The organism is Clostridia bacterium (assembly GCA_019683875.1).
Classification (GTDB): domain Bacteria; phylum Bacillota; class Sulfobacillia; order RBS10-35; family Bu92; genus Bu92.
The window spans coordinates 1-12,478 of the sequence record JADGHN010000051.1 but is presented as its reverse complement, the minus strand read 5'-3'; the positions used below and the strand labels follow the sequence as shown (position 1 = coordinate 12,478).

Genomic DNA, 12,478 nt, shown 5'->3' with positions numbered 1-12,478 from the left:
CGCGGCCGCGCGCGGGACGCGCACCCTGGTGGCCACGCCGCATTACATCCCCGGCGGCCCCTGGGCCGTGCCGTGGCCGCGCGTGCGGGAGCGCGCGGAAGAGCTCCAGCGCCGCCTGGACGCGGCCGGCATCCCGTTGCGCGTGCGGCCCGGCCAGGAACTCATGCTAGACCCGCTGCTGCCGGACCACCTGCGGGACGGAAACGCGGGTTCCCTGTCCGGCGGGGAAGCGGCGCGCCCCGGGGACACGGTGCTTGTGGAGCTGCCGCTGACCGGGCGCCCGCTGTTCCTGTTCGACGTCCTCCACGAGCTCTCGATCATGGGTCTGAGGGTGCTCCTCGCGCACGCGGAGCGGTACGAGTACCTTGGCGCGGAAGACTTCGAAGAGCTCGCGCGCATGGGCGTGCGGTTCCAGGTCAATGCCGGCAGCTTCCTTCCCGGGGCGTCGGCGCAGCGCCGCGCCCGGGCGTGGCAGCTCCTGCGCGCAGGCCGCGCGGCCGCGCTGGGATCGGACACCCACGGCGCGCACCGGCCGCCGGGGCTGGACGCCGCGCTTCGTGCCATCCTGACCGAACGGCAGGGGAAGGCCTGGCTCGAGGCGATGCGCAGTGCGTTGCCCATGCCGCCGGTTTCACCGGCGTGACAACCGACCGAGTTCCCCATCCAGTCGCGAGTTGCGCGGCAGGCGCAGGTACTCGGCCGCCGTCCGGCTCACCGATCGGACGGCGCTGACGAGTGCGTACTGGCAAACATCGGGCGTACCCGCCCCGGTCCCGGCGCCGTCACTTCCTGCCCGGGCTCCGCATAGCCCAGAATCCCCGCCCTTGCGACGAAGCTCTGGGACGCGCAAGCGTACGTATTTTCACATCGCCGATGACCACCACTGGGCGCGGCTGTATGGCTTCCATATAGCCGGGCGCCCGGGCGCCGGGCTGGGGTGGGCCGAAGACCTATCGTTCGCACGGATTGAGCACTAAACTCGAAATGTAACCGCTTTCTCATCGGCCTGCCTGGAGGGTCGACTATGGATTATCAGCACCTTGTCCAACTGCGGCGCCGCCATCCGGCATGGCGCCTCCTGGCCGCGCAGAACGCACCGCTCGTCATCGGCTTTCTCTATGCCACGTTCATCGAGCCGAATCTGCGCAGTATCAGTGAGCGGGAACTTGAAGCGAGATTGGATGATTACCTCTTCCATCTGCGCGAGCAACTCGGAGAAGATGCCTTTCCCAAGGACGCCGCAGCCTATCTAAATGAGTGGGCGGACACGGAACATGGCTGGCTGCGGCGCTTTTATCCTGTCGGGTCGGACGAGCCGCATTTCGACCTTACGCCCGCGGCCGAACGGGCGTTGCACTGGCTCAGGGACCTGGAGCGGCGTGAATTCATCGGCGCTGAGTCCAGACTGAAGTTGATCTTCAATCTGTTGAGGGAGATCGTCCAGGGAAGCGAAACCGACCCGCAAGCACGCATCGCGGAGCTGGAGCGACGGCGGGCTGCGATTGAAGCCGAGATCGAGGCGATCCGCAGGGGGCACCTGGTGCTGCTGGACCCCACCCAGCTCCGGGAGCGCTTCCTCCACGTGGTGGACATGGCGCGTGCGCTGCTCGCAGACTTTCGTCAAGTGGAACAAAACTTCCGCGACTTGGACCGGCAAGTGCGGGAGCGCATCGCCACCTGGGAAGGCGGCAAGGGTGAAGTCTTAGGTGAGGTGTTGGACAAGCACGACGCCATCGCCGAATCCGATCAAGGCCGCAGCTTCCAGGCCTTTTGGGATTTTCTTATGTCACCTGAGCACCAGCAGGAGTTGACGACTCTCCTGGAACAGATTCTGGAGCTGGAGCCGGTGGCGGCGTTGAAGCCCGATCCACGTTTGCGCAGGCTGCATTACGATTGGCTGGCGGCTGGAGAGACAACGCAGCGCACCGTGGCGCGGCTTTCTGAACAACTGCGCCGCTACCTGGACGATCAAACGTGGTTGGAGAACCGCCGGATTATGCACATCCTGCGAGGCATCGAGCAGCACGCGCTGGCCCTGCGAGCCGCGCCGCCTCCGGAACCCGGCATGTGGATCGACGCACCGGCTCCGGCCGTAGCGCTGCCCATGGACCGGCCGCTTTTCCGGCCGCCGCGAAAACCGCGAATCGAGCAGCAGGAAGTGCAGGAGGGCTTGGCTGAAATCTCGCTCGAGCCGCTCTTCGAACAGATATACGTCGACAAAGACCTTCTGCGCGCCCGCGTGCGGCGGGAGCTGCAGAGGCGGTCGCGGATCACCCTCGGTGAGCTGTTACGCCTTTACCCCCTTGAAAAGGGGTTGGCCGAATTGGTGGCCTGGTTTACGCTTGCGACCGTTCAACACCTCGGCGTGGTCGACGAAAGTTTAAGGGAAACGGTGGCATGGCGGGACCCGGACGGCCGCCTGCGGCAAGCGACGTTTCCTGCGGTCACCTTCGTCCGCGATGGCGGCCATGTGGCGTCCACCGGCGAGCTCTTTCAGGCTATAAACCCGTCGGAAGGAGATGGAGCCACTGCAGGAGGAGCCTAGGCAGGATACGGGCTTGGATGGTGCGGCGCCGGCGGGAGCATCGAGCGTCGAACGTACAACAGCGCTCTCAGGCGTCTCACCGGTATTGATCGCCCTCTTCCGCGGCGTACTTTACCGCGATGAGCAACCGGCGCTTTGGGCATCGCTCCTCCGCTTCGAGGCTCAGGTTCGCGACCACGTGGCCCCCTTTGGCTTGGAGCTGATCTTGAACGAAGCCGAGGGCTACGCCTATCTCCGCCAGCGGGACGTGCTGGAGGGAGAGGAGGCGCCGCCGCGGTTGGTGCCGCGCCGCCAACTCAGCTACGGGGTCAGCCTGTTATTAGCCCTACTCCGCAAGAAGCTGGCGGAACACGATGCCAGCGGTGGAGATCCGCGTCTCGTCCTGCAGCGAGAAGAGATCGTGGACATGGTACGCCTGTTTCTCCCGGACACCACGGACGAGGTCCGGCTTTTGAATCACGTCGACGGAGACATCCGCAAGGTTGTGGACCTCGGGTTCTTGCGGAAACTCCGCGGTCACGAAGACCGTTACGAGGTGCGCCGCATCCTGGCCGCTTTCGTCGACGCGCAGTGGCTGGCTGAGTTCGAGGAGCGGCTGGCCGAATACCGCGAATACTTGCAAGGATCCGCGTGTGGGTCGCAGGGAGCAGCTTCGCCATACGGTTCCCAGGATGAGGAGGGAAGCGATGGATAACCTCGCGGGTTTCCGCCTCCACCGCCTTGAAGTCCTCAATTGGGGCACATTTCATCAAAGGGTATGGTCCGTCACACCCAACGGTAAGAACGGCCTCCTGACCGGCGAGATCGGGTCAGGGAAGTCGACCTTGGTGGATGCCGTCACCACATTACTCGTGCCGTCGAACCGTATTGTCTACAACAAGGCGGCCGGGGCGGATTCACGCGAGCGTAGCCTTCGCTCCTACGTACTGGGCTATTACAGATCGGAACGGGCAGAGGGAAGCCTGTCTGCACACCCGGTGGCCCTGCGCGACCGCAGTAGCTACTCTGTGATCCTTGCCCATTTCCGTAATGAGTCCAGCGGGGAAGATGTGACCCTCGCCCAGGTCTTCTGGGTGCAGGACAACCAGGGCCAGCCCGCACGATTTTACGTGGTCGCCGATCTGCCATTGCGCATCGCCGAGGATTTCGCCGGTTTCGGCAGCGATATCACCGAATTGCGTAGGCGCTTGCGCACCCAGCCGGGCATCCGCGTATATGATCACTTCACAAAATACAGTGCCGATTTTTGTCGTCGACTGGGCATTGCCGGCGACCAGGCACTTGAACTCTTTTACCAAACCGTCTCGATGAAGTCAGTGGGCAATCTGACCGAGTTTGTCCGCGAACACATGCTGGACCCCTTCCCGGTGGAAGAACGGATCCACGCGCTCATCCGCCACTTTGAAGACCTGGCCCGCGCGCACGAGGCCGTGCTCAAGGCCAAGCGGCAGATCGAAGCGTTGCAGCCGCTCGTCGAGGATGTGGACCGTCACCAGCAGGTGGAGGCGCTGATCGCAGAGTTGAAACAGTGCCGGGATGCCTTACGCCCCTGGTTTGCACAGATCAAATGCCGCCTGCTGGTCGAGCGCATTGAAAGGTACGACCGTGACCTGGAGGCTCTTGCGAGGCGCATCCAGAGCGTGGAGCAAACGCTCCGCGAACAGCAAAGGCGCCGTCGCGAGATCGAGAACGCCATCCTCATGAACGGCGGCGATCGGTTACAGGAGTTGCAGCGTCAGATCGAGGATCTCCAGCAAACCCGGGACAAGCGGCGCCATCGTGCAGCCGAGTATCATCAACTCGCCCGGGCGTTAGGCCTTCACGATGTTGATGATGAGGACGGATTTCTGGCCAACCGGCGCGAGGCGGCCAAGCAGCAGACTGCCTTGGAGCAGCAGCGCGCTGACGCGCAAAACGCCCTTACGGAAGCGGGTGTCCGCCTCCACGAATGCGGCGAGGAGATGCGGAAACTGGAAGCGGAGATCGTTTCGTTGCGGGGCCGACGCTCCAACATCACCTCCCACATGCTCGAGCTGCGCGCACGGCTCTGCCATGCCATCGGGGCCACGGAGGAGGAGCTGCCCTTCGCCGGCGAGCTCATCCAGGTCCGGCAGGATGCGCGTGAATGGGAGGGTGCGGCCGAACGTCTCCTACATAACTTCGGTTTATCCCTCCTGGTGATGGACAAGCATTACCGGTCGGTGGCGGAGTGGGTGGACCGCACCCACCTGCGCGGCCGGTTGGTGTATTACCGCGTGCGTACGGAACTTGAACCCTATCACCACGAACTGCACCCGCAGTCGCTCGTCCGCAAGCTCGAGCTCCGACCGGACTCCCCCTTTTTCCCGTGGCTGGAGCGCGAACTCGCCCGTCGTTTCGACTACGCGTGCTGCACCGATCTCAACCAGTTCTACCGCGAACGCCGCGCGATCACCCGGGCGGGGCAGATCAAGTCCGGCGACGAGCGTCACGAGAAGGACGATCGCTTTGCCATCGATGACCGTACGCGCTTCGTACTGGGCTGGAGCAACGAGGCCAAAATCGCCGCCCTGGCCAGGCAGGCGGAGGATTTCGAACGTCAAGTCCAGGAGGCCGAGGCCCGCGTCCGCCGAGCGGAAACCGGGATCCAGCGGCTGCGCCAAAAGGAACAGCAGCTGCTACGGCTGCAATCATTTCAAGAGTTCGAGGAAATCGACTGGACATCGGTGGCTGCGCAGATCGAACGCGTGGAGGAGGAGCGGCGGCAACTGGAAGCGGCTTCGGATCAACTTCGCATGCTGCAGCACCAGCTGGACGCGCTGCAAGTCGAGATATCGGAAACAGAGGCAGCTTTGCAGAAGCTGAGGGCCGAGCATGCCAAGAGCGAAGAGCGCCGGGACCACGCACAAAAGCAATATGCGGAACAGCAGTCTCTGCTGGCGGATTTAGAGCCGCAGACCGGCACAGAGATCTTCCCCAAATTGGAACGGCTACAGCTTGAGGCGCTCGGTGAGCGCAACTTTAGCGTCGAGTCCTGCGACGCATGCCAAGCCGAGATGCGGGATTGGTTGCAGAGCCGAATCGATGCCGAGACGAAGCGCTCGCAACGGCTGAGCGAGAAGATCATCGACGCCATGCGCAACTACCAGCGCGACTGGCCGCAGGATACGCGCGACGTCGATGTCAGCATCGAGGCGGCCGAAGAGTACCGAAACATGCTGCTACGGCTCCAGAACGACGACCTGCCGCGCTACGAAGCCCGCTTCCGCCAGTTGTTGAGAGAGAACACCATCCGCGAGGTGGCGGGGTTCCAGGCTCAACTCAACCGGGAGCGCCAGCTCATCAAAGAGCGGATCGAGGCGATCAACCGCTCCTTGCGGGCGATCGACTACAACGAGAACCGCTACATCGTCTTGTTGGCTGAGCCGACGAACGATCCTGAGGTACGTGACTTCCAGGAGTCCCTGCGCGCCTGTACCGAGGGGACCTTGACGGGTTCGGAGGACGACACCTATTCCGAGGCCAAGTTCTTGAGGGTAAAAGAGATCATCGGGCGCTTTCAGGGGCGCGAGGGGTTCGCCGATCTCGACCGCCGCTGGACAACCAAGGTCACCGACGTGCGCAACTGGTTCGTCTTCTCCGCGTCAGAGCGTTGGAAGGAGGACGACAGCGAGCACGAGCACTACACGGACTCGGGCGGTAAGTCCGGCGGCCAAAAGGAAAAGCTGGCATACACCGTGCTGGCGGCCAGCCTGGCCTACCAGTTCGGCCTTGAGAGCGCGGAACCAAGGCACCGGACTTTCCGCTTCGTCGTCATCGACGAGGCCTTCAGTCGCGGCTCGGATGAGTCGGCGCACCACGGCTTGAAGCTTTTCGATAAGCTCGGTCTGCAGTTGCTGGTTGTCACGCCGCTGCAGAAGATTCATGTGATCGAGCCCTATGTGTCCAGCGTGGCATTCGTGCACAACGAGGAAGGCCGCTACTCGATGGTGCGCAATCTGACGATCGAAGAATACCGCGCCGAACAAGAGGCGCGCAGATGGATTCAGGTATCGTGACTTGGACCACGCCTGACGATCTGAAAAAGGAACTGGAGTGCCGCTGGCTGAGGGGCGACCTGCTCGCTGCCTACGTGACAGGTGAGGCACTCTTTCCCCTCACCCTCCGCCTGAAACGTCCCGCGGCCCGCGATGTGGCGGAGCGTTTCGGTGCCGTCATGGACTGGGCGGACGCCTTGCGGGCGGCCAGCCGCGCGCAACGCGGCTACGGTTACGACCTCCGCTGGGAGCCTGTACACAACCGCGTGCAGGGACGCAACGAGCTACCCGTCGAGGCGGTCATCCCCAGCGAGGATGACGCCTTGCGGTGGATCCGGCGCAAAGCGGACGCGATGCGAGCGAAGGCCTTGATCGACATCACACTGGAACGCCAGCCGCGCCTGCGCGACTGGCTGGCGCGTCGCCCCCTGACGGTGCTTGAACACGCGGATGACTGGGAGCGGATCCTGGCGGTGCTGGATTGGTTTGCGGCTCACCCCCGGCCCGGCATCTATCTGCGGCAGCTGGACATCCCCGGCATCGACACGAAGTTCATCGAGGCGCGCCGCGGGCTTCTGAGCGAGCTTCTCGATGAGATCCTTCCTCCAGAGGCCATCGATTCCACGGCGACGGGCGTACGCCACTTCGCCCAGCGATATGGCCTGCAGGCAGAACCGCCGCAGGTGCGTTTTCGCGTCCTGGATCCAGCGCTTTCCATCCAGGGGCTGACCGATCTCGCGATACCCCCCGACCAGTTTGCGTCCCTGCGACTGCCAGTCCGGCGTGTCTTCATCACCGAGAACCGGACGAACGGCCTCGCCTTCCCGGACCAGCCCGGGAGCTTGGTCGTGTTCGGCCTGGGCTACGGGTTGGAGCGCCTGTCCGAAACGCCCTGGCTTCGTGACGTCGACGTGTGGTATTGGGGCGATATCGACACACACGGCTTCGGCATCCTTAACCGCCTCCGCGCGTCGTTGCCGGGCGTGCGCTCTTTCCTCATGGACCGGGAGACGCTCGAAGCCCATCGTGAGCTTTGGGGTGAGGAACCTCTGGACAAGCGGTATCAAGGCGAGCCCACTCTGTTGACGCTGGAAGAACGCACCCTGTTCGACGACTTGCTCCACGACCGCCTGGGCGAGCGGGTGCGTTTAGAGCAGGAGCGGATTCGTTTCGGCTGGCTGCGACGCGCTCTCGAGAAGATCACTTGATGCTCGGCGCATGGTGACTACCCGGTAGGCGCGGCCGCGCGCACCGCGCGCCGGCCCCCGCCGCCCGCCCCGTTCAGTCTGCTTAACAAACTTTCACCTCCATTGAAGGACGCGGCCGCTTAAGGGCGAAGCACCATTGCGCGAAAAGTCCGGGAGGGAGCCTTCGCCCCATGATCGAGCCGGAACCGTACTACGACGACGAAATCGATCTGCGCCAGCTCCTGCAGACGCTCGTCGACGGCTGGAAGATCATCGCCACCGTCACCGCCGCGGCCGTAGTCCTCACCGGCACCGCCAGCTTCTTCGTCATCCCGCCCACATATCAGGCGCAGGCCCTCGTGATGCTCAACGACCTCAAGCTGAACGCGCCGGTGGAGCCGCCGGCGCTCGGCCCCGAGACGTACGTGACCCTTGCGGAATCGCCCTCGTTCTTCCGGAAGTTCTCCGAGGACCTCGGCATCGTTGGAGAATTCCGCGCCACGGGCAGGCCGTACAGCGTGAGCGTCGCGGACGACAAGCGCACCCTCGTGGTCACCGTCAAGGACCACGACCCGCGCCGCGCCGCGGCCATGGCGAACGCCGCGGCGGCGGAGCTCGTCATCCACTCCGCGGCCATCAACGCGGACAACCTGCAAGGCGCCATTGACGCGCAGCTCGCCTCGGCGCAGAGCAACCTGCGCTCGCTGCAGGACCTGGCGGCGAAGACGCCGCGCACGTACGCGTTGAAGGAGTCCCTTGCCAACGACCCGACGTTCACGGCGCTCGTCTGGCAGCGGCTCGGCATCCGCGCGGACCAAGCGGCCCAGCTGGCGATGACGGTTGAAGTGCTCAACCCCGTGTGGCAGGACCTGCAGACGAAGATCACCGAAGCGCAGACGACGATCCAGGACCTGGAGCAGGAGCGGGGCCAGATCAAGGCGGCCGCCGCGCAGGGAGACGAGCTGGCGCAAGCGTTCCGCTCCCACGCCAAAGCGGACACGCTGGGCGATGGCCTCCTGAAGCTGAATCAGACCCAGTTGTCGTCCCTGGCCATCACCTCGCCGGCCGTGGAGCCGCTGAAGCCCGTGGCTCCGCGCAAGGCGCTGAACATGGCCGTGGCCGCCGTGCTGGGCGTGATGGTCGGCGTGTTCGCCGTCTTCTTCCTGGACTTCTGGCGCCGGCCGGCCAGCGCCGTCACGGCTGCGGGCGAAACGAAAGCGGGAGCCGCGTAAGCACGCACCGGCGACGTGCCGCCGGTCGGGCGGCGGCGATCCCAAAATCCCCGCCGTCTTCTTCCTGGACTTTTGACGCCGGCCGGCCATCGCCGACGCGGCGGGCACGATGGGCGAGGCAAGAAAGTTCCGCGTGAAGACCAGAAACCGTACGGAGTGTGGTGGTGTCACCGGCGCAATACAATGTCAGTGAGGCGACGCAACCCGTGGCAATCCCGCGTTGGTCCCAAAGGTCAAGTCGTCCTGCCGAAGGAAGTGCGTGACGCCCTCCGTATCTCCTCGGGCGATAGGGTCCTCTTTGACGTCGAAGACGGTAAGGCTGTGCTGATCCCCGTGCGCGCCCGGACGGCTGCTGATCTTCTGGGCATCCTTCGTACATCCAAAACCTTCGATGTCCGAGAGGCGCGGCGAGACTACCAGGAACACCTGGTGCAGAAACTCAAGGAAGGTCGGACTGATGCGTGATCAGCGCCGCCACGCGCACGTGGACGCGAACGTGATCCTGCGCCTGCTCCTGGGCGAACCGCGGACGTTAGGCGACTTCCCCGCGACCGTGGACGCGGCCGGATTGTCTATTCCGCCCCGACGAACCCACCGGCGCGCGCGGCGCCGCGGCCGTACCTGGCGCGCAGAGCCAGGGCGGGCAGGATGGCCAGCGCGGTGATCACGGCCGTGATCACGAAGAGGTCGTCCATCGCGGACACCGTCGCGCGCTGGAGCACCAGGCCGTAGAGCTGCGGCACCAGCTGCGCGAGGGCCTGCCCCGATCCGGCGGCTGCGCTGGCCGCACCCACGGTGCTGGCCGCACCCGCGGCGCCGCCCGCCGCGCCCGCCATCGCCTGCAGGAACCCCTGCAGCGCCGGGCTGTCCGGCGTCACCGCCGCCCGGTACGCCTCGAAGTACTGCGCCTGCCGCTCCAAGAGCACCGATGTCAACGCCGCGATCCCGAAACTGCCTCCCACCCGCTGGATCACGTTCTGGATCGCGGAACCCGCGTTCACCTCGCGCTCCGGGACCACGGACATGCCGGCCGTCATCGCCGGCATCATCGTCAGCCCCATGCCGATGCCGCGCACCACCATCCACCCGACGATCACGCGCGTGGGTGTGTCCGTCGAAAGGTGGTGCAGGAGCCACGTGGCGTACGTGATCAGGCCGATGCCCGTCACGATCAGCGGCCTCGGCCCCACGCGGTCGTAGAGCGCCCCCGCGAACGGCATCATCAGCCCGGACGCCAGCGCCGGCGGCATCATGATGAGGCCCGTCGTCAGGGGGGAGAGGCCGCGGATGTCCTGCAGGAAGAGCGGCACGTAGAAGAGCCCCGAGAAGAGCCCCACCGTGATGACGAAGCCCAGCAGCAGGCTGACGCTGAACGCGCCGTGGCGCAGCACGCCGAGCGGGAGGATCGGCTCCGGGTGGCGCAGCTCCCACCACACGAATGCCGCGAGGAGCACGAAGCTCGCGTAGAACAGCAGCACGATCGGCTCCGAGCGCCACCCCCACGACTGCCCCTTGGACAGCGCGAAGAGCAGCGCGAACAGCCCCGCCGCTGCCAGCAGCCCGCCGAACCAGTCGACGCGCTTCGGCCGCGGCCCGCGAATGTCCGGCAGGACCGCCATCGCGCCGAGGATGGCCGCGATGCCGATCGGCAGGTTGATGAGGAAGATCCACCGCCAGGACAGGTACTCCACGAGGTAGCCGCCGATCGTCGGGCCCAGCGCCGGCGCCAGCAGCATGGCCAGGCCGATGACGCCCATCGCCGCGCCCATGCGGTCCCGCGGCACCATGCGCAGCACCATGGCCATCACCACGGGCTGCAGGAGGCCACCGCCGATCGCCTGCACCGCGCGGAACGCCGTCAGCGACGCGACGCTCCACGCGAACGCGCACAGCACGCTGCCGAGCGTGAACGCGGCGAGAGTGAAGATGTAGATCCGCTTCGACCCGAACCGGTCCGAAAGCCAGCCCGAGAAGGGCACCACCACGCCCATCGCCAGCATGTAGACGGTGACGACCCACTGGACGTCGTCCGTGGGGGCGCCGAACTCGTTCATGATGTGCGGGATGGCGACGTTCACGATGCTTCCATCGAGGATGCCCATGAAGGCGCCGATCATCGCGACGAACAGCGGGATCAGCGGCAGCCCTTGCAGGCCGCGGCCGTGGCGCCCGCTCCCCCGATCGCCGGCCATGCGCGTCGCCTCCGTCTCCCGTGCGGTCATGCGGCCGTCCCTCACTTAAGGTGGATGCGGACTTCCGCGCTCTGGCCGAGGGTCAGGGTCTTACCCTCGTGACCGTCCAGCGCGATGCGCACCGGCACCACCTGCGTGACCTTCGTGAAGTTCGCCGTCGTGTTCTGGGACGGGAGCAGCGAGAAGGAGGACGCCGTCGCCAGGCCGATCTCCGTCACCCGGCCGGTGAACGTCGTACCGGGGTAGGCGTCGATCGTGACGTCCACCTTCTGGCCCTTGTGCACGTCCTCGATGCGCGTCTCCGGCACGTTCGCGACCACGTACGCGTGCGCCAGGTCCGCGATGCGCGCCAGCACGAGGCCGGCCGCCACCGGCTGCCCCACCACGGCCGACGTCTGCACGATGGTGCCGTCCGCCGGCGCGGTGATGTCCACTTCGACGGTCGAGGGGAGGGGGAGAACCTGTGGCAGGTTCCCGCCGCCGGCGCCGGCCGGGGTGCCCGCGCCCTTGCCCGAGGCCCCCGAGCCGGCCGCCGCGCCTGCACCCGCACCAGCCCCGGCCGCCCGGCACGCCTCGGGGCTGGGGTCGACGGCACAGGGCACTGCTGGCGATGGAGGGACTCCGCCGCCGGTCACCGGCACGCGCAGCCTGCCGAGCACGTCGCCCTTCGCCACCTTGTCGCCGACGTGCGCGTCCCATTCCGCGAGGATGCCGTTCTGCAAGGCGCTGACCGGCACGACGTCCGCCGCCACCGCCGCGTTGTTCGTGCTGACGTAGTTCTGGCCCTGATTCCAGTAGTAGTACGCGATGCCCGCCCCGCCGGCGAGCACCGCGAGGATGACGATGATGATCGCAATCGCGCGACCCGTCTTCACCGCGACTCTCCTTCCGCGACTTCCGCAAGGTTGCGCAAAACTCTCACGAGATGGGCAAGGTCCTCCTCCGGCAGCGCGCTGAACCACGGTAGGACGTAGGCCCGCAACGACCGGCCGATCGCCTCCGCCCGCTCCCGCAGGGCTGGCGTGGCGTGAAGCTCGATCGCGCGCCGGTCGCGCTCGCTGCGCCGCCGCTCCACCAGGCCGGCCGCCTCCAAGCGGTCGACGATGCCGCTCAGCGTATTGGGGAGAATGCCGGTGCGATCCGCCACGTCCGTCATCCGGTGGGGCCGGCCGTCCTTGAGTGCCCAGAGCACGCCCAGCTCCATCGGGGAGAGGCCCTCCGAACGGAACGCCTCCTGGAGCTCACGCAGAAGGCGCCGATAGAGCCGGCGCATGTGCTCGACGGCCTCGAAGGCCAGCTCCTCCTT

The 12,478-nt window shown here is 65.9% G+C and carries 10 protein-coding genes; 7 read left to right on the top strand and 3 right to left on the bottom strand.

The features are described 5' to 3' along the window. Positions 1-28 precede the first annotated feature (28 nt). The 7 genes from IRZ18_05565 to IRZ18_05535 all read left to right on the top strand — a co-directional run bounded on the left by IRZ18_05565 (position 29) and on the right by IRZ18_05535 (position 9,445). Positions 29-643, top strand: a complete 615-nt coding sequence (locus IRZ18_05565) for a hypothetical protein (GenBank protein ID MBX5476573.1) — start codon at positions 29-31, stop codon at positions 641-643. A 381-nt stretch (positions 644-1,024) separates the two neighbouring features. Next, positions 1,025-2,545 carry a DUF3375 domain-containing protein gene (locus IRZ18_05560; GenBank protein MBX5476572.1) on the top strand — a complete coding sequence of 507 codons (1,521 nt, stop codon included), beginning with the start codon at positions 1,025-1,027 and terminating at the stop codon, positions 2,543-2,545. Further along, positions 2,520-3,239, top strand: a complete 720-nt coding sequence (locus IRZ18_05555) for a DUF4194 domain-containing protein (GenBank protein ID MBX5476571.1) — start codon at positions 2,520-2,522, stop codon at positions 3,237-3,239. Before IRZ18_05560 ends, IRZ18_05555 begins: the two co-directional genes overlap by 26 nt. Next, positions 3,217-6,582: an ATP-dependent exonuclease SbcCD, C subunit-like protein gene (locus IRZ18_05550; GenBank protein MBX5476570.1), complete on the top strand. Its 3,366-nt coding sequence runs from the start codon at positions 3,217-3,219 to the stop codon at positions 6,580-6,582. The genes IRZ18_05555 and IRZ18_05550 overlap by 23 nt, the downstream gene beginning before the upstream one ends. After that, positions 6,564-7,769 carry a hypothetical protein gene (locus IRZ18_05545; GenBank protein ID MBX5476569.1) on the top strand — a complete coding sequence of 402 codons (1,206 nt, stop codon included), beginning with the start codon at positions 6,564-6,566 and terminating at the stop codon, positions 7,767-7,769. Before IRZ18_05550 ends, IRZ18_05545 begins: the two co-directional genes overlap by 19 nt. A gap of 170 nt (positions 7,770-7,939) precedes the next feature. Further along, entirely contained in the window at positions 7,940-8,980 is a 1,041-nt protein-coding gene (locus IRZ18_05540) for a hypothetical protein (protein ID MBX5476568.1), read from the top strand. A 189-nt stretch (positions 8,981-9,169) separates the two neighbouring features. Beyond that, positions 9,170-9,445 carry an AbrB/MazE/SpoVT family DNA-binding domain-containing protein gene (locus tag IRZ18_05535; GenBank protein ID MBX5476567.1) on the top strand — a complete coding sequence of 92 codons (276 nt, stop codon included), beginning with the start codon at positions 9,170-9,172 and terminating at the stop codon, positions 9,443-9,445. Between the two features lie 107 nt (positions 9,446-9,552). Here IRZ18_05535 and IRZ18_05530 read toward each other — a convergent pair whose 3' ends face one another. From IRZ18_05530 to IRZ18_05520, 3 genes are all read right to left on the bottom strand, one after another. Beyond that, positions 9,553-11,172 (bottom strand): multidrug efflux MFS transporter, encoded by a 1,620-nt coding sequence (locus tag IRZ18_05530; protein MBX5476566.1) that lies wholly within the window; start codon positions 11,170-11,172, stop codon positions 9,553-9,555. A gap of 41 nt (positions 11,173-11,213) precedes the next feature. Continuing rightward, complete coding sequence (locus IRZ18_05525) at positions 11,214-12,047, bottom strand: HlyD family secretion protein (GenBank protein ID MBX5476565.1); 834 nt, start codon at positions 12,045-12,047, stop codon at positions 11,214-11,216. After that, a partial coding sequence (locus tag IRZ18_05520; GenBank protein MBX5476564.1) for a winged helix-turn-helix transcriptional regulator occupies positions 12,044-12,478 on the bottom strand: 435 nt, incomplete at its 5' end. The genes IRZ18_05520 and IRZ18_05525, both read right to left, overlap by 4 nt.

Excerpts from the sequence above, each read along its gene's own strand:
- IRZ18_05560 (MBX5476572.1), top strand. The coding sequence starts at position 1,025 with ATGGATTATCAGCACCTTGTCCAACTGCGGCGCCGCCATCCGGCATGG.
- IRZ18_05555 (MBX5476571.1), top strand. The coding sequence starts at position 2,520 with ATGGAGCCACTGCAGGAGGAGCCTAGGCAGGATACGGGCTTGGATGGT.
- IRZ18_05550 (MBX5476570.1), top strand. The coding sequence starts at position 3,217 with ATGAGGAGGGAAGCGATGGATAACCTCGCGGGTTTCCGCCTCCACCGC.
- IRZ18_05545 (MBX5476569.1), top strand. The coding sequence starts at position 6,564 with ATGGATTCAGGTATCGTGACTTGGACCACGCCTGACGATCTGAAAAAG.
- IRZ18_05540 (MBX5476568.1), top strand. The coding sequence starts at position 7,940 with ATGATCGAGCCGGAACCGTACTACGACGACGAAATCGATCTGCGCCAG.
- IRZ18_05530 (MBX5476566.1), bottom strand. The coding sequence starts at position 11,172 with ATGGCCGGCGATCGGGGGAGCGGGCGCCACGGCCGCGGCCTGCAAGGG.